This is a genomic window from Plantactinospora sp. A48 (genome assembly GCF_055793945.1).
The window spans coordinates 1-16,847 of sequence record NZ_JBTIXF010000193.1; the positions used below are offsets into that span (position 1 = coordinate 1).

A 16,847-nucleotide genomic window follows, 5' to 3' on the forward strand; every position below is an offset into this window, starting at 1 on the left:
CACTCCGGGCGGTCAGGCTTGATCCCGTCGTGGGCGGGCCCACCGGACCCCCGCAAGCGGGCGGTCAGGCTTGATCCCGTCGTGGGCGGCCCCACCGGACCCCCGCAAGCGGGCGGTCAGGCTTGATCCCGTCATGGGTGGGCCCACCGGACCCCCGCAAGCGGGCGGTCGGGCTTGATCCCGTCGTGGGCGGGCCTACCGGACCCGGAAGAGACCGGACCTCCGGAAGAGGGCCTGGGACGAGCCGCTTGGGGTCGTCTGAAGGCCCTGGGAAGCCTTCGCGGGGTCTTGTGGCCGGACGGAAGCGGGCCCCGATCCTTGGCTCATGCCATGGACCGGGGCCCGCTCCGGGTTACCCGCCCGGCAGACCGGGCGGGGAACCGACTGCTACTCGCTGGCGGCGGCGCCGCCCAGGTCGGCCGGAACCGCGTCCGGAACCTCGACCGGCTTGTCCGCGCCCCGGAAGACGAGCTTGGACTTCTCGATGTCCTCCGGGTCGCCCTCGCAGTCGACCACCACGATCTGACCGGGGGTCAACTCGTTGAACAGGATCCGCTCGGACAGGTTGTCCTCGATGTCGCGCTGGATCGTCCGCCGCAACGGCCGGGCGCCCAGCACCGGGTCGAAGCCCTTCTTCGCCAGGAACTTCTTGGCGTTGTCGGTCAGCTCCAGACCCATGTCCTTGTTCCGCAGCTGCGTCTCGATCCGCGCGATCATGATGTCCACGATCGACAGGATTTCCGACTGGCTCAGCTGGTGGAACACGATCGTGTCGTCGATCCGGTTCAGGAACTCCGGGCGGAAGTGCTGCTTCAGCTCGTCGTTGACCTTCTGCTTCATCCGCTCGTAGTTCGACTCGGTGTCCTCCGAGGCCTGGAAGCCCAGCGACACCGCCTTGGCCACGTCCCGGGTGCCCAGGTTGGTGGTCAGGATGATGACCGTGTTCTTGAAGTCCACGATCCGGCCCTGACCGTCGGTCAGCCGACCGTCCTCCAGGATCTGCAGCAGCGTGTTGAACACATCCGGGTGGGCTTTCTCGATCTCGTCGAAGAGCACCACCGAGAACGGCCGCCGCCGCACCTTCTCGGTCAGCTGGCCACCCTCGTCGTAACCGACGTATCCGGGAGGCGCACCGACGAGGCGGGACACCGTGTACCGGTCGTGGAACTCCGACATGTCCAGCTGGATCAGCGCGTCCTCGCTGCCGAACAGGAACTCGGCGAGCGCCTTGGACAGCTCCGTCTTACCGACGCCGGACGGGCCGGCGAAGATGAACGAACCGGACGGCCGCTTCGGGTCCTTGAGGCCGGCACGGGTCCGACGGATGGCCTTGGACACCGCCTTGACCGCGTCGGACTGGCCGACGACCCGCTTGTGCAGCTCGTCTTCCATCCGCAGCAGCCGGGAGGTCTCCTCCTCGGTGAGCTTGTAGACCGGGATACCGGTCCAGTTGCCCAGCACCTCGGCGATCTGCTCGTCGTCAACCTCGCTGACGACGTCCAGGTCCCCGGCCTTCCACTCCTTCTCCCGCTGCGCCTTCTGGCCCAGCAGCTGCTTCTCCTTGTCCCGCAGCTGGGCGGCCCGCTCGAAGTCCTGCGCGTCGATCGCGGACTCCTTGTCCTTACGGACCTGAGCGATCCGCTCGTCGAAGTCCCGCAGGTCTGGCGGCGCGGTCATCCGGCGGATTCGCATCCGCGCGCCGGCCTCGTCGATCAGGTCGATCGCCTTGTCCGGCAGGAACCGGTCGGAGATGTACCGGTCGGCGAGCGTCGCCGCCGCCACCAGCGCCCCGTCGGTGATGCTCACCCGGTGGTGCGCCTCGTACCGGTCCCGCAGGCCCTTGAGGATCTCGATGGTGTGTGCCAGGGACGGCTCGCCGACCTGGATCGGCTGGAACCGCCGCTCGAGAGCGGCGTCCTTCTCCAGGTGCTTGCGGTACTCGTCCAGCGTGGTGGCGCCGATGGTCTGCAGCTCACCCCGCGCCAGCATCGGCTTCAGGATGCTGGCGGCATCGATCGCGCCCTCGGCCGCGCCCGCACCCACCAGGGTGTGGATCTCGTCGATGAACAGGATGATGTCGCCCCGGGTACGGATCTCCTTGAGCACCTTCTTGAGGCGCTCCTCGAAGTCACCGCGGTATCGGGAGCCGGCCACCAGGGCGCCCAGGTCAAGCGTGTAGAGCTGCTTGTCCTTCAGCGTCTCCGGCACCTCACCCTTGATGATCTTCTGGGAGAGGCCCTCGACCACGGCGGTCTTGCCCACACCCGGCTCGCCGATCAGGACCGGGTTGTTCTTGGTCCGGCGGGACAGGACCTGCATGACCCGCTCGATTTCCTTCTCGCGCCCGATCACCGGGTCGAGCTTGCCCTCGCGGGCGGCCTGGGTCAGGTTTCGACCGAACTGGTCCAGCACCAGGCTCGTCGACGGGGCTGCCTCGCCCGCCGCGGCGCCGGCCGCGGCCGGCTCCTTGCCCTGCTGGTAACCGGACAGCAGCTGGATCACCTGCTGCCGCACCCGGTTCAGGTCGGCACCCAGCTTCACCAGCACCTGCGCCGCGACACCCTCACCCTCGCGGATCAGGCCCAGCAGGATGTGCTCGGTGCCGATGTAGTTGTGCCCGAGCTGCAGCGCCTCCCGCAGGGAGAGCTCCAGCACCTTCTTGGCCCTCGGCGTGAACGGGATGTGCCCGCTCGGCGCCTGCTGACCCTGGCCGATGATCTCCTCGACCTGTTGACGGACGCCCTCCAGAGAGATCCCGAGACTCTCCAGGGCCTTCGCCGCCACGCCCTCACCCTCATGGATCAGGCCCAGCAGGATGTGCTCCGTGCCGATGTAGTTGTGGTTGAGCATCCGGGCCTCTTCCTGGGCCAGGACGACAACCCGTCGCGCTCGGTCGGTGAACCGCTCGAACATGCCCTCGTGCTCCTCACGTGCCGTGCGCACTCGATCTTGGTTACCAAGCATCGTCGGTGACCAAGCATCTTGGCGGCGCCGGTGCCCGGACCTCCAAGGCGGACGTCCGTGCTCTTACTCTATCGCCGCGACCCGACTCGGCTGAGGTCGTGTGTTGCCCGATCCGGCCGGATTCGCACTGTTTCTGGCGTCTCCACGCCCCTCGGTGGCCTTCCGTACCGACCGAGTACGCGGAGAGCGAAATTCCCGCTGACGGCCAACTCCCGACGCGAACTGGGATGTCAGGCTGTCCACAGGCTGTGGAAAACTTCTCCACCGGTTGTGGACAACGCCATGGGGCCGTGGATGTTCCCGGGCGACGGCGAAGGACGGCATACCAGAGGTGACCGTCACCACACTTACCGCAACGGCGCCGGCGGGGAGCGGATGATCATCCGTCCCCGCCGGCGCCGTATCGCTCACGACCGCCCGCTCCCCGAGGAAGCTCAGCGGCCGGCCTTCGCGTGGTACTCGTCGACAATCTCCTGCGGGATGCGTCCACGATCCGAGATCTCCCGGCCCTCCTTCTTGGCCCATGCCCGGATGGCCTTGTTCTGCTCCCGGTCGGCCGTTGCGCTACCCCGGCCACGGGCGGCGCGGCCACCGACCACGACTCCGCCCCGACCCACCTTGGTGCCCGCCGCGACGTACGGGGCGAACAGGTCGCGCAATTTGCCGGCGTTCTTCTTCGAGAGGTCGATCTCGTACTGGACACCGTCCAGCGAGAACTTGACGGTCTCGTCGGCGTCTCCGCCGTCCAGGTCGTCAACCAGCTTGTGAATGATCTGCTTGGCCACCGTGCCATAGTCCTTTCGAGCGGGGGCTCCTAAACAGGTAAACAATAGCCCGCCCGGTACTTGCTTGGTCAATAGGATGGGGAAATCAACCCGGTAACGGCCCGGCGACTACTCCGCGCGCACTAACGGGAACGGGTTGGTTTCCCGAATTCCCGACCCCTCGACGCCATGGGTGGCCGGCCGATTCCCGGACCCGTCGGCGCCATGGGTGGCCGGCCGATTCCCATTCCCGTGCCGCCCGGCGACGGCATTCGCAACTCCATGGGCCTCCCGGAAGTCCTCGGGCAAGCACATTGCCTCGGCGTCGTGGGGCCCAGTGGTCCCGGAGGAACGTCGGTTCCCGCAGGGTGGTACAACCGGCTTCGCCACCGAACTTGTCCGGCCCCTCTTCGGACCCGCCGACCGACCCGCCCTGTCCGCGTACCGGACAGCCGTTCGGTGTTCGGTACCGACTGCGGCCGCCTGGTCGCCGACCATCCACGGCGAGTCGCACCAGGGGCACCTCCGGCCATTGGTCGGTGGCTCGAAGTCCGTACCGCCAAGGGGGCCCACCACAGACGAACCGGATGCCATGGTGAGGGCGGTCTGTACCAACTCCCGGGTCACGATCGCCTCGTGTCGTAGTCCCCGTACGCCTGATACACCTCCGCATCCCTAACTTGGATGAGTGCGCGGAGTCGACGGCCCCGTTACAGAAGTTGCGGGTGATCTCGAAGACCCGTTCGATACCCCACGACGCGCCTCTCGAGAAACGGCCCCGGTGCGATTCGGAGATACAGATCCGTACCGACGCATTGCTGTGCGTCACGAAGGACCAGGTCATCGTACCGACCGGGATCAGCTACGGCTCGGGCGTTTCAACCTCACGGAAACCGTGCTCCCACAACGAATCAAGCGGTCTCGGCGCGGTGGTCACCGGCCCGGTTGAGCGGGATCATGGCCACCGTTCGACCCGGCTCACTCGGACCGGACCGCGAAACAGGGCTTCCGGTATTGCGGAGCAGGACACCCGTCCGGTCACCGCCGGGGTTCCCGCCGTCACCCGGACGGGTCGTTCGCGCGCCTGTCGCGAACCTCGGCCGGGGTGGCCCGCCGTACGGGAAATCCGACCCGGCTCGATTTTCCTCGACCGCCGGCCGATTCCCGGGATGGCCGGGATCAGGTGTTGCGCTCGTAGACCATCCGTAGCCCGATGAGGGTGATCATCGGCTCGTGATGGGTGATCGTCCGGCACTCGCTGATCACCAACGGCGCCAGACCGCCCGTCGCGATCACCGCCCGGACGTCGCCGAGTTCCTCGCTCATCCGCTCGACGATCCGGTCCACCTGACCGGCGAACCCGAAGTACATGCCGGACTGCAGGCATTCGACGGTGTTCTTGCCGATCACCGAGCGCGGCCGGGTGGCCTCGACCTTCCGCAACTGGGCGGCGCGGGCGGCGAGCGCGTCGAACGAGATCTCGATGCCCGGGGCGAACGCGCCGCCCAGGAACTCCCCCCGCCCGCTGATCACGTCGAAGTTCGTGGTCGTGCCGAAGTCGACCACGATCGACGGCCCGCCGAACAGGGTGTACGCGGCCAGGGTGTTGACCACCCGGTCCGAGCCGACCTCCTTGGGGTTGTCGATCGCCAGCTGGACCCCGGTCCGTACGCCCGGTTCCACCACCACGTGCGGGATGTCGGCGTAGTACCGGGCCAGCATGGTCCGCAGCGACCGCAGCGCCGCCGGCACCGTCGAGCAGGCCGCCACCCCGGTGATCTCCACGGCGTCGCCCGCGAGCAGGCCGCGGAACATCAGCCCCAGTTCGTCGGCGGTGGACCGGGCGTCCGTCTTGATCCGCCAGGAATGGACCAGCTTGTCCCCGTCGAACGTGGCGAGGACGGTGTTGGTGTTCCCGATGTCGATGCACAGCAGCATGGCGTCAGTCCACCCGCAGGTCGAGCGCGATGTCCAGGATCGGCGAGGAGTGCGTCAACGCGCCGACCGACAGGTAGTCCACGCCGGTGCCGGCGTACTCGGCGGCAACCTCCAGGGTCAGTCCCCCGGTGGCCTCCAACTCAGCCCGGTCACCGACCGCCGTCACCACATCGGTCAGCTCGGCGGGGGTCATGTTGTCGCACAGCAGGAAGTCGGCGCCGGCCTCGACCGCCTCGACCGCCTCGGCCGTGGTGGTCACCTCGACCTGGACGGGTACCTCGGGGAAGGCCGCCCGGACCCGCCGGTACGCCGCGGCCACCCCGCCCGCGGCCAGCTTGTGGTTGTCCTTGATCATGGCGACGTCGTACAGGCCCATCCGCTTGTTGGTGCCACCGCCGACCCGGACCGCGTACTTCTCCAGCGCCCGCAGTCCCGGTGTGGTCTTGCGGGTGTCCAGCACCGTCGCCTTGGAGCCGGCCAGTTGGTCCGCCCAGGCCCGGGTGTGCGTCGCGACACCGGACATCCGGCACAGCAGGTTGAGCACCGTACGCTCGGCGGTGAGCAGCGACCGGACCGGGCCGGTGACCGAGGCCAGCACGTCACCCCGGGCCACCCGGGCGCCGTCCCGGACCCGGGCCCGCAACTCCACCGGCCGACCCGGACCGATCTCGGCCGCCAGGTCGAACACCGCCGCCGCGACCGAAAGCCCGGCCACCACACCCGCGGCGCGGGCCACCACCTCCGCCGTACCGGCCTGGTCGTCGGGAATCGTGGCCACGCTGGTGACGTCCAGGCCGTCCGGCCCCAGGTCCTCGATCAGGGCGGTACGCACGATCCGCTCGACCTCAGCGGGATCGAGCCCGTCCGCGCGCAACGCCCGCCGGGTCGACTCCATCATCCCAATCCCTCCCAGGTGTGCCCGAGCGTCCCATCCGTGACGGCGCCGATCAGGTGCCCGCGCCAGCCGTCCCGGGCCGCCGGGTGATCCTCCCGCCAGTGACAGCCCCGGGTTTCCCGCCGGGCGTACGCCGCACCGGCCACCGCGCAGGCCACCGTCAGCAGGTTCGTCGCCTCCCAGCTCGCGGTCCCGGGTGTGCCGCGGGTGGCGCCCAACTCGGCCAGCGCCTCACCGGCCGTCCGCAGGGTGGCCGCCGAACGCAGCACCCCGGAACCCCGGGTCATCGCGCGGGCCAGCGTCGGACGGGTCCGGGGCTCCACCACCCAGCCCGCCCCGCCCGTCCAGGCGCCGCCCGGGGCCGGATCGGAACGCGGCGGCAGGTCCCGGGCGATGTCGTCGGCGATCCGCCGTGCGAACACCAGTCCTTCCAGCAGCGAGTTGCTGGCCAGCCGGTTCGCGCCGTGCACCCCCGTGCAGGCCACCTCGCCGCAGGCGTACAGGCCGGGCAGCGAGGTCCGACCGTGCAGGTCGGTGCGGACCCCGCCGGAGGCGTAGTGCGCGGCTGGAGAGACCGGGATCAGGTCGGTCGCCGGGTCCACGCCAACGGCCCGGCAGGACGCCACGATGGTCGGGAACCGCCGCTCCAGGAACTCGCCGCCGAGATGCCGGGCGTCCAGGTACACGTGGTCGGCGCCGGTCGCCAGCAACACCCGGTGGATGCCCTTGGCCACCACGTCCCGGGGAGCCAGTTCCGCCAGTTCGTGCTGGCCGACCATGAACCGTTTGCCGTCGGAGTCCACCAGGTGGGCGCCCTCGCCGCGCAACGCCTCGGAGACCAGCGGCTGCTGGGCCAGCACGGCCCGCTCACCGTCTCCGCCGCCGACGACCAGGGCGGTCGGGTGGAACTGGACGAACTCCAGGTCGGTCACCGCGGCGCCGGCCCGCAGCGCCAGCGCCACCCCGTCGCCGGTCGAGACGACCGGGTTGGTGGTGGCCGCGAAGACCTGGCCCATCCCGCCGGTGGCCAGCACCACGGCCCGGCCCAGCACCGCCCCCACCCCGTCCTCGGCGCCCTCACCGAGCACGTGCAGGGTGACCCCGCAGGCCCGGCCGGCGGCATCGGTGAGCAGGTCGAGCACCAGGGCGTGCTCGACCAGCCGGATCCACGGGTCCCGGGTGACCGCCTCGTGCAGCGCCCGCTGCACCTCCGCGCCGGTGGCGTCGCCGCCGGCGTGCACGATCCGGTCGGCGCGGTGGCCGCCCTCGCGGGTCAGCATCAGCGAGCCGTCGGGGTTGCGGTCGAACCGGGCGCCGGTACGGATCAGGTCGCGCAGCTGGCCCGGCCCCTCCCGCACCAGCACGTCCACCGCCGCCGGATCGCAGAGGCCCACGCCGGCCGTCATCGTGTCGGCGGCGTGTGCGGCCGGGGTGTCCAGCGGGTCCAGCACGGCCGCGATACCGCCCTGGGCCCATCGGGTCGAACCATCATCGATGTTGACCTTGGTCACCACCGTGACGTGCAGTCCCGCCGCCCGCAGATGCAGGGCGGCGGTCAAACCGGCGATGCCGGATCCCACCACCACCACGTCGGTGGTCTCCACCCAACCGGGCGCGGGCGCCGCGAGCAGGTTCGGCAGCTCCGGCAGACCGAGAGTGGCCAGTCGCATGGTCACAGTCAACCGCGCTTCCCCGGCACCCCGCCCGCCGGGTCGGCAGAAAGTGGGCCAGAACGCTTTCCCGACCGCCACGTCCGCGGCGCCGAACGGGGCTGTTCGGCCGGACCGACCGGACATCCGGGACCGGTGGACGGACCCACCATCGGTTCGACGGGCAGCTATCTGATGGGCAGTCCGGCCGATCCGGCGTCCTTCAGCGACCGGGTCAGGTCACGGTCGCGGATCCACAGGTAGCACCGGACGCCGTGGTTGCCCGCCTGCCACTCCGGGCGGGGTGCCGGCAGGGTGAGCACGCCGGTGCGGTACTGCAGCATGCCGTCGGCCGGTACGCCCACGTACCGGGCCACCACCCCACGGCAACCGGCGTAGAACGGCTCCCAGTCGCGATCCCGAGCCGGATAGTCCGGTTCAGTGGAGTTCCAGGCGCCCACGTACTCGGCGTTGTGTTTGCTGGTGCAGGAGACGGGCTTCACCGCGAAGATTCCACCCTGCGCGTTGAGCCGTACACCGAAACAGCCCAACCGCAGCGGGGTCGCTCCGGCCAGCCCGCCCTTCAGGCTCCCAGTGCGGGTGACCGGCTCGCTGTCGGTGTCCGATATCGCGGCCACCTCGACGAGATCGCACCGGAACCAGCGGGCCCCGCTGGCCCAGGCGGGTGCCGACGGCAGGGCGACGCCGAGCCAGAGCCGGCCCGACCGCCACTCGGCGCCGACGTACCGGCTGGCTCGCCCGTCACACTCGGCGTACGCCGACCGCAGATCCGCCGAGCCCTGAGCGGGCGGCTTCGCCCGGCTCGCCACGGCGCCCGAGAAGGCGCCCACATGCACGGTCTCGAACCGGTGGCTGCTGGCGCAGTCGACCGGATCGAACGAGGACAGGTACGCCGTCTCGGCGAAGTCGTCCGGGTAGCAGGCCCCGGCGGGCGGGACGAACGGCTTCGGTTCTCCGACCGCCCGCCAGTCGTCCGCCAGATCGCCGTCGAGGCCCGCCGGCGCTCCGCAGCCGACGAGCGACAGTCCGGTCAGGACGATCGCCACAGTGGCCATCAGACGACGCATCGCGTCCCTCCCCGGGGCCGAGCGGGTGCTGCCGTACCGAAGCCTACGGTAACCGCTCGCCCACCCGCTGACACGAGTCGACCCGACCGCCGGGAAGGACATCCCACCCCGGCGCCGACCAGCGGTGGCCGGACGCCGGTCACCGGTCCGGCCGGGTGTCGGGCTACCGGGTGCCGCCGGCCACCAGGTCGCCGCGGACCGGGTCGCCCACCATGCCGGGGACGACGTCGGCCGGATCCGCACCGAGTTCGATGATCCGGTTGTCCGCGTCCACGTGCACCACCCGGGGGCGGTAGTCGCGGGCCGTGGCGTCGTCCATCTGGCCGTACGAGATGAGGATGACCAGGTCACCGGGGTGCACGAGGTGGGCCGCGGCGCCGTTGATGCCGATCACGCCACTGCCCCGCACGCCCGGGATGACGTACGTCTCCAGCCGGGCTCCGTTGGTGACGTCCACAATGGCCACCTGTTCACCGGGGAGCAGGTCGGCGGCGTCGAGCAGATCCTCGTCCACCGTCACCGAACCGACGTAGTGCAGGTCGGCCTGGGTCACCGTGGCCCGGTGGATCTTCGACTTGAGCATGGTCCGGAACATCGCGATTCCCTCTCGGATCACGGGTTGGCCGGCCGGGCGGGCGCGGCGAGCTGGATCGGCATGTTGTCGATGAGCCGGGTCCGGCCCACGAACGCGGCCACGAGCAACCGGGCCGGTCCCGGCGGCGGGCCGGGTTCGAGGTCCGGATCGGCCAGCACCAGGTAGTCCAACCGGGCGTCCGGGCCGGTCTCGGCGAACGCCTGGTGCGCCGCCGCGAGGACGGCCGCGTTGTCCAGACCCCGGGCCCCGGCCTCGGCACCGGCCCGGAGCGCGGCCGACAGCGCCAGCGCGGTGCCGCGTTCCGAATCCGACAGGTAGCGGTTCCGGCTGGACAGCGCCAGGCCGTCCGGCTCACGGACCGTCGGCACCCCGACGATCTCCACCGGCAGGTCCAGGTCCCGGACCATCCGGCGGATCAGGGTGAGCTGCTGGTAGTCCTTCTCCCCGAAGAACGCCAGGTGCGGACGGACCAGGTTGAGCAGTTTGAGCACGACGGTCAGCACCCCGTGGAAGAAGCCGGGCCGGCTGGCCCCCTCCAGTTCCTCGCCCAACGTTCCCGGCTGCACCCGGACCGTCGGCTCGCCCGCCGGGTACATCTCGGCAACGGTCGGCGCGAAGACCAGGTCCGCGCCCAGCCGCCGGCAGATCTCCAGGTCGGCGTCGAGGGTCCGGGGGTACCTGTCGAAGTCCTCGTTCGGGCCGAACTGCAACGGGTTGACGAATACCGTCACCACGAGGTGGTCGGCGCGTTCCCGGGCGGCTCGCAGCAGCTCCTCGTGACCGGAGTGCAGCGCGCCCATCGTCATCACCACCGCGACCCGGCCGGGCAGCGCGTCCCGCGCGGCCGCCAGCTCGGCGCGGGTGTGTACGGTCCGGGTCACGCCACCGTCTCCCGCTGCCGGTCGGCGAGCACGCCGAGCAACGCGACCGCGTCCATCGAGCGCAGCCGGCCGGAGTCGATGGCCCGGTCGGCGGTGCGCCGGGCCAGGGCCAGGTAGGCGGGCACCGACTCGGGGGCGATCTCCGCCAGCCGATCCAGATGCCGGGCCACGGTGCCGGCGTCGCCCCGGGAGACCGGACCGGTCAGCGCGGCGTCGCCGAGCCGCAGCGAGTTGTCCAGCGCGGCGCTCAGCAGTGGCGCCAGTACCCGGACCGGATCGGCCACCCCGGCGTCGCGCAGCCGATCCATCGCCTCGTTCACGAGGGTGACCAGGTGGTTCGCGCCGTGCGCCAGGGCCAGGTGGTACATCGGCCGGTCGTCCTCGGCGATCCACTCGGGGACACCGCCGAGGTCGGCGACCAGCCGGGCGGCCAGTGGTCGCAGCGCGGCCGGCGCGGTCACCCCGTACGACACGCCGGGCAGCCGGGCCAGGTCGTCGGCGGTACCGGTGAAGGTCATCGCCGGGTGCAGGGCCAGCGGACGGGCACCGGCCGCGGTCGCCGGGTCGAGTACGGCGAGCCCGTGTGCGCCGGAGGTGTGCGCCACGATCTGACCGGGATGCAACGCGCCCGTGCCGGCCAGCCCGCTCAGCACGCCGGCCAGGGCGTCGTCCGGCACCGCCACCAGCAGAAGGTCGGTGGCCAGCCGGGCCACCTCGTCGGCCGGCCGGTTCTCGGTACCGGGCAGCAGCGCAGCGATCCGGTCCCGGGCGACGGCCGAGACGCCGGCGGCGGCGACCACCCGGTGGCCGGCGGCGGAGAGGGCCGCGCCGAGCACCGCACCCACCCGCCCGGCGCCGATCACGCCCACGGTGAGCCGGCGGTACGCCGGATGCGGCGGTACGGCGGCTGAGGGGGCGGAGGGGGCGGCCGGTCCGGTGGCGGCCCCCGGGGAGGCGGCCGGACGCGGGCGCGACGATGCGCTCATGGCGATGATCCAGTCCTCGAAAATGTGGTACCGGTCGACCGCAAGTATGCGCCGGTCGCGCGGACCCCCCACAAGCAAATGTGAAAACCTTCACGAGGTAAGGAAGGGCCCCTTTTTATCGCTTTTTGTATAGGAAGGGCCCCCGCTTAACGCCCCTGCCGTAGCGCCTGCCGGCTCCCGGCCGCGCGCCTGTCCGTCGGTCGTGACGCACCGCCTATCGTCGGTCCGTGACCACCTGGCGGGCGGCGATGACCACGGCGCTCTACGGCCCCGACGGCTTCTTCGTGACCGGGGCCGGCCCGGCCGCGCACTTCCGGACCAGCGCACACACGTCGGCGTTCGCCGCCGCGCTGGCCACCCTGGTGGCCCGGGTCGACGCCGCGCTGGGCCATCCACCGGTGCTGGACGTGGTCGACGTGGGCGCGGGTCGGGGCGAGCTGCTGAGCGCACTCGCCGCCCGAATCGGCCACGGTCCCGCCGCCCGGACGTCACCCGGAGTCGGGGCCCCGCTGGCCCGACGGGTACGGCTGACCGCAGTCGAGAAGGCCGACCGGCCCGTCCCACCGCCCGCCGGCATCCGGTGGCGGGATGACATCCCCGACGCGATCACCGGCCTCCTGGTCGCCACCGAGTGGCTGGACAACGTCCCGCTCGACCTCGCCGTCCGGGTCGCGGACGGCTGGCGGTACCTGCTGGTCGACCCGGCGACCGGTACGGAATCCGTGGGTGACCCGGTCGACGCGGCCGACCGGGACTGGCTGCACCGGTGGTGGTCCCCGGCCGGAAGCGCCGGCACCACCGCACGGGCCGAGCTCGGCCGGCCCCGCGACGGTGCCTGGGCCGGCGCGGTCGGGCACCTCGACCGGGGGCTCGCCCTGGCCGTGGACTACGGACACCTTCGCGGGGATCGCCCGGTTCTCGGCACGCTCACCGGGTACCGGTCCGGCCGCGAGGTGCCGCCAGTCCCCGACGGCTCGTGCGATTTGACCGCGCACGTGGCGTTCGACTCCGTGGCCGCCGCCGGCACGGCTGTCGCGCGGCAGGCGTACCTGCTGATCTCGCAGCGGGAGGCGCTGCGGGCGCTCGGTACGGACGGGCGGCGACCACCGCTGAGCCTGGCCGCCACCGACCCCGCCGGGTACGTGCGCGCGCTGGCCGCCGCGAGCGAGGCGGCGGACCTGCTCGACCCGGGCGGACTGGGCGCGCACCACTGGCTGCTCCAGCCGGTCGGCCTGGATCCGGCACCACTGCTGGCGGCCGACCAACAGGCCTGGTGAGCGGCCGGCCGTCGGGTTGGGTGACCGACGGACGATGGGTCCACCGAAGGTAAGACCACCGGCCCGGTGACCGGCGGACGCCCGATCGGTGCCGGAGAGCCGGTCGCCGGCGTGGCACGATGGCGGTCATGACCTCCCCCGCCGGACCGAGACGAGAAGTGACCGTCGGGACCGGCGCCGGCCTGCTCGCCGCCAGCCCGGACGACGAGCGGCAGCTCGGGGCCGACATGGTGCTCAACATCGGCCCGCAGCATCCGTCGACGCACGGCGTGCTCCGGCTCAAGCTGGTGCTCGACGGCGAGCGGGTGCTGTCCTGCGAACCGGTCGTGGGCTACATGCACCGGGGCGCCGAGAAGTTGTTCGAGGTCCGCGACTACCGGCAGATCATCATGCTGGCCAACCGGCACGACTGGCTGTCGGCGTTCTCCAACGAGCTGGGCGTGGTGCTGGCCGTCGAGCGGTTGATGGGCATCGAGGTGCCGGAGCGGGCGGTGTGGTTGCGCACGGCGCTCGCCGAACTCAACCGGGTGCTGAACCACCTGATGTTCCTCGGTTCGTACCCGCTGGAGATCGGCGCCATCACCCCGGTCTTCTACGCCTTCCGGGAACGGGAAACCCTCCAGGCGGTCATGGAGGAGGTTTCCGGCGGGCGCATCCACTACATGTTCAACCGGGTGGGTGGGCTCAAGGAGGAGGTGCCGGCCGGCTGGACCGGCCGGGCCCGTGTCGCCGTCGACCAGGTACGGCGCCGGATGCCCGACCTCGACCGGCTGATCCGGCGCAACGAGATCTTCCTGGCCCGTACCGTCGGGGTCGGGGTGCTCTCCGCCGCGGACGCCGCCGCGTTCGGCGCCTCCGGACCGGTCGCCCGCGCGTCCGGTCTGGACCTGGACCTGCGCCGCGACGAACCGTATCTGGCGTACGGGTCGCTGGACGTTCCCGTCGTCACCCGCACCGCCGGCGACTGCCACGCCCGTTTCGAGGTGCTGCTCGACCAGGTGTACGCCTCGCTGGATCTGGCCGAGCAGTGCCTGGACCGGGTGGACCGGCTGACCGGCCCGGTCAACGTCCGGCTGCCGAAGGTGGTCCGGGCGCCGGAGGGACAGACGTACGCCTGGACCGAGAACCCGCTCGGCATCAACGGGTACTACCTGGTGTCCCGGGGTGAGAAGACGCCCTGGCGGATGAAGCTGCGCACCGCCTCGTACGCGAACGTGCAGGCACTGTCCACGCTGCTACCGGGCTGTCTGGTGCCCGACCTCATCGCCATCCTCGGTTCGATGTTCTTCGTCGTCGGCGACATCGACAAGTAGCACGCCGGGTGGCGGACCGGCCCGGCCGCGGGCCGCGGCGACCGTCAGGGTGGCGGACCGGCCCGAACCGACCGCCAGGGTGTCGCGTCACCGCCGGGTGTCGTCGAACTCCCGCTCCGTCCAGGGGTACGTCGCACCGTAGCGCCCGCCGTACTCCTGCCCGGTTCGGTGCTCGGCCCCGGCGCGGTACTCGGCTCCGGCCCCGTGCTCGGCCCCGGCACGGTACTCGGCTCCGGCCCGATGCCCGGCGGACCAGGCTTGCCCGGGCTCGACGGCAGCCTGGGACCGCCGGAAGTCGACTGCGGCCCGGGGCTGACCAGGCTGCACAGCGCTCCAGAACCGGCCGGATTCGCCGGCCACCCAGGACCGTCCGGATTCCGCTGCGGCCCGGGACTGGCCCGACTCGCCCGCGGACGGCCACCGGCCGGATCCGCCGGCGGACGGCCACCGATCCGATTCGCCGGCGCTCGGCCGCCGGCCGGATTCGCCGGCGGGCCAGGACTGAGTCGGCTCGGCGGCCCGGGGAAGGGCGGCCCGGTTCGGACCACCCCCATACGTCTCGGGTCCATCCCGATCGCCGCCGTCCACCGGTCGGTGCCGGCCGTCCCGCCCCCGTCGTTGCTCGTCGCCATACCCCGACCGGTACCCGCCGTCGCGGGCAACGCGATGGTCGTCCCCGCTGGACCGGTGCCCGCCGTCCCCGGTGAAACGGTCCGGGCCATCGGCCACCGACTCGGTACGCCGGACGCTGGCCCAGCGGTCCCGGATCCTCAGGTCGGCGCCCGTCGCGTCGAGGCGCAGCGAAGCCTGCCGTTCACCCAGCCGAAGTTCCTCGTCACCGCCCTGCCCGCCCGGCCCGGTCGGCCAGCCCCGCGCGGACCGCTCCCCGGTACCGTCGTCCCGGCGGCTTCGACCGCCGTGCTGTCCCCAGTCGTCCCCCGGGCCGTTCCGGCTCCAATCGACCTCGGCGCCGCTCCGGCCCCAGCCGGTCCGCCCGGTCGACCGGTCCTGGCCGCCCTGCCTCGCGCCCTCGCCCCAACCATCAGCATCGGTCGAGGCCGTCCAGTCGGCGCCACCGGTGGGCGTCCACCGGTCGCGCTCGGCATCCGCCGCACCGCCCAGGGTCGCTCCCCAACCGTGGCCGGTCGACGGGTCGACGGCAGCGCCAGGACCGGGATACGCCGGGGCATCCTGCCAGGACTGGCGCTCGGGTTCGGGGTGCACCGGGGCATCCTGCCGGGACCGGTGCTCGGGTTCGGGGTACCGCCCGGGGGCCGGTCGCCACCCGGTTGCGCCGCCCGACGGGTCTTCGCCGGCGTTGGCTGGCGCCGGAGCGTACCCAGGGATCGGGCGCGGTTCCGGCACGGGCCCATCGTGCTGGTCGACGATCGTCTGCCTCGTGGTCACGTACACGGTCTCGGTGCGGCGTACGACGCCGTGCCGTGGTCGTACGGGCTCTGCGTCTGCCGCCGGCCAGGACGCCGTTCCCCGGCCATCCGGCTGGCCCCAACCCCTGCCGCCCTCACCAGAGGTGCCGGCTCGGGTCGGCTCGGCCGGCGCACCGGACCAGGCCGGTTCGGCCGGCGCAGGCCGGTTCGTCCCTGCGGCAGCCGGTGCGACCTGCTCCGCCGGCCGTCCCCCGGACTGACTTCGCCGGTTGGGCCGGGATTCCCGGGCCGGCTCCCGATCCGGTTCCGGCGACCGCCACTCGTTACGGACCGCACGCGCCGCCGTTGACGCTTCCGGCGGGGTAACGGTGGACCGCCCGCCCACGGAGGCCGGAGCGGGCCGGGCCGGCTCGGAAGCGGTCGCGCGCAGCGCTTCCACGGTCGAGACCAGTTCCCGCACCCGGCCGTTCAGTGTGTCGGTCGCCGCCCGCACGCCGGCCAGTTCCGCCCGGGACTCGACACGGAGCGCTTCGAGGTCCGCCCGCAGCGCGTCCTCCACGGCGTACATCGAGGCGGACGGGTCCGGCCGCAGAAGCAGGGACAGGCCGATCAGGACAACCGACAGCAGGCCGAGCCCGGCGGCCAACCGAAGGGCTCCCCCGCTGTCGGCGAGCAACAGCAGCACCAGCGCGAACGCCGCCCCGACCGAGCCGATCCAGAACAGTGGCTTCGCGAGGGACCGTCGGCCGCTCGCGTCGTCGGTGTCCGCGCCCGGCATGGTGGAGCAGCCTACCGAGACTTACCCACCAACGGAATGCCCCGCCCCACGAGCGACACCCCCGTCGCGGGCCAAGCTCCCACCGAACCCACCCACGACCCAGCCCCTCGGTCGGCAAGGTCCCGCCGAACCCACCCCACGAGCCACGCACTCAGTCGGCGAGGTCCCACCGAACCCACCCACGACCCAGTCCCTCGGTCGGTGGGGGGGGGGGGGGGGGGGGGGGAGGGGGGGGGGGGGGGGGGGGGGGGGGGAGGGGAGGGGGGGGGGGGGGGGGGGAGGGGGGGGAGGTGGAGCGGGTTTGTGGATGGACAGGGATCCAGAGACCCAT

The 16,847-nt window shown here is 71.9% G+C and carries 12 protein-coding genes; 2 read left to right on the plus strand and 10 right to left on the minus strand.

Annotated features, from left to right (window positions below):
• Window positions 1-387: 387 nt before the first annotated feature.
• The 9 genes from ACXN5W_RS30925 to ACXN5W_RS30965 all read right to left on the minus strand — a co-directional run bounded on the left by ACXN5W_RS30925 (window position 388) and on the right by ACXN5W_RS30965 (window position 11,760).
• Window positions 388-2,913 (minus strand): ATP-dependent Clp protease ATP-binding subunit, encoded by a 2,526-nt coding sequence (locus tag ACXN5W_RS30925; RefSeq protein WP_473161916.1) that lies wholly within the window; start codon window positions 2,911-2,913, stop codon window positions 388-390.
• Between the two features lie 485 nt (window positions 2,914-3,398).
• On the minus strand, window positions 3,399-3,749 hold the full coding sequence (locus ACXN5W_RS30930; protein ID WP_473161906.1) for a histone-like nucleoid-structuring protein Lsr2: 351 nt from the start codon (window positions 3,747-3,749) through the stop codon (window positions 3,399-3,401).
• Between the two features lie 1,158 nt (window positions 3,750-4,907).
• Window positions 4,908-5,666: a type III pantothenate kinase gene (locus tag ACXN5W_RS30935; protein ID WP_473161907.1), complete on the minus strand. Its 759-nt coding sequence runs from the start codon at window positions 5,664-5,666 to the stop codon at window positions 4,908-4,910.
• A gap of 4 nt (window positions 5,667-5,670) precedes the next feature.
• Window positions 5,671-6,564, minus strand: coding sequence for a carboxylating nicotinate-nucleotide diphosphorylase (gene nadC / locus ACXN5W_RS30940; RefSeq protein ID WP_473161908.1), 894 nt, complete (start codon window positions 6,562-6,564; stop codon window positions 5,671-5,673).
• Window positions 6,561-8,231 carry an L-aspartate oxidase gene (locus tag ACXN5W_RS30945; protein ID WP_473161909.1) on the minus strand — a complete coding sequence of 557 codons (1,671 nt, stop codon included), beginning with the start codon at window positions 8,229-8,231 and terminating at the stop codon, window positions 6,561-6,563. The genes nadC and ACXN5W_RS30945 overlap by 4 nt, the downstream gene beginning before the upstream one ends.
• 167 nt (window positions 8,232-8,398) lie before the next feature.
• A complete protein-coding gene (locus ACXN5W_RS30950) occupies window positions 8,399-9,298 on the minus strand; it encodes a septum formation family protein (RefSeq protein WP_473161910.1) in 900 nt (299 codons plus the stop codon).
• Between the two features lie 163 nt (window positions 9,299-9,461).
• Window positions 9,462-9,893 (minus strand): aspartate 1-decarboxylase, encoded by a 432-nt coding sequence (gene panD / locus ACXN5W_RS30955; RefSeq protein WP_473161911.1) that lies wholly within the window; start codon window positions 9,891-9,893, stop codon window positions 9,462-9,464.
• A 17-nt stretch (window positions 9,894-9,910) separates the two neighbouring features.
• Window positions 9,911-10,774, minus strand: coding sequence for a pantoate--beta-alanine ligase (gene panC / locus ACXN5W_RS30960; RefSeq protein ID WP_473161912.1), 864 nt, complete (start codon window positions 10,772-10,774; stop codon window positions 9,911-9,913).
• The gene (locus tag ACXN5W_RS30965) at window positions 10,771-11,760 is read right to left on the minus strand and encodes a Rossmann-like and DUF2520 domain-containing protein (RefSeq protein WP_473161913.1); all 990 of its coding nucleotides are present in this window, start codon (window positions 11,758-11,760) and stop codon (window positions 10,771-10,773) included. Before ACXN5W_RS30965 ends, panC begins: the two co-directional genes overlap by 4 nt.
• 248 nt (window positions 11,761-12,008) lie before the next feature.
• On the opposite strand from ACXN5W_RS30965, the gene ACXN5W_RS30970 reads away from it, so the two are divergent.
• On the plus strand, window positions 12,009-13,037 hold the full coding sequence (locus ACXN5W_RS30970) for an SAM-dependent methyltransferase (RefSeq protein ID WP_473161917.1): 1,029 nt from the start codon (window positions 12,009-12,011) through the stop codon (window positions 13,035-13,037).
• A 119-nt stretch (window positions 13,038-13,156) separates the two neighbouring features.
• The gene (locus ACXN5W_RS30975; RefSeq protein ID WP_473161914.1) at window positions 13,157-14,350 is read left to right on the plus strand and encodes an NADH-quinone oxidoreductase subunit D; all 1,194 of its coding nucleotides are present in this window, start codon (window positions 13,157-13,159) and stop codon (window positions 14,348-14,350) included.
• A gap of 87 nt (window positions 14,351-14,437) precedes the next feature.
• Here the strand turns inward: ACXN5W_RS30975 and ACXN5W_RS30980 are convergent, their stop codons facing one another.
• Window positions 14,438-16,516: a DNA polymerase III subunit gamma/tau domain-containing protein gene (locus tag ACXN5W_RS30980; RefSeq protein ID WP_473161915.1), complete on the minus strand. Its 2,079-nt coding sequence runs from the start codon at window positions 16,514-16,516 to the stop codon at window positions 14,438-14,440.
• Between the last annotated feature and the right edge of the window lie 331 nt (window positions 16,517-16,847).

Bases quoted from the DNA above. Each gene is read 5' to 3' on its own strand.
- ACXN5W_RS30925 (WP_473161916.1), bottom strand. From the start codon at position 2,913: ATGTTCGAGCGGTTCACCGACCGAGCGCGACGGGTTGTCGTCCTGGCC.
- ACXN5W_RS30935 (WP_473161907.1), bottom strand. From the start codon at position 5,666: ATGCTGCTGTGCATCGACATCGGGAACACCAACACCGTCCTCGCCACG.
- nadC (WP_473161908.1), bottom strand. From the start codon at position 6,564: ATGATGGAGTCGACCCGGCGGGCGTTGCGCGCGGACGGGCTCGATCCC.
- ACXN5W_RS30945 (WP_473161909.1), bottom strand. From the start codon at position 8,231: ATGCGACTGGCCACTCTCGGTCTGCCGGAGCTGCCGAACCTGCTCGCG.
- ACXN5W_RS30950 (WP_473161910.1), bottom strand. From the start codon at position 9,298: ATGCGTCGTCTGATGGCCACTGTGGCGATCGTCCTGACCGGACTGTCG.
- panD (WP_473161911.1), bottom strand. From the start codon at position 9,893: ATGTTCCGGACCATGCTCAAGTCGAAGATCCACCGGGCCACGGTGACC.
- ACXN5W_RS30965 (WP_473161913.1), bottom strand. From the start codon at position 11,760: ATGAGCGCATCGTCGCGCCCGCGTCCGGCCGCCTCCCCGGGGGCCGCC.
- ACXN5W_RS30970 (WP_473161917.1), top strand. From the start codon at position 12,009: ATGACCACGGCGCTCTACGGCCCCGACGGCTTCTTCGTGACCGGGGCC.
- ACXN5W_RS30975 (WP_473161914.1), top strand. From the start codon at position 13,157: ATGGCGGTCATGACCTCCCCCGCCGGACCGAGACGAGAAGTGACCGTC.
- ACXN5W_RS30980 (WP_473161915.1), bottom strand. From the start codon at position 16,516: ATGCCGGGCGCGGACACCGACGACGCGAGCGGCCGACGGTCCCTCGCG.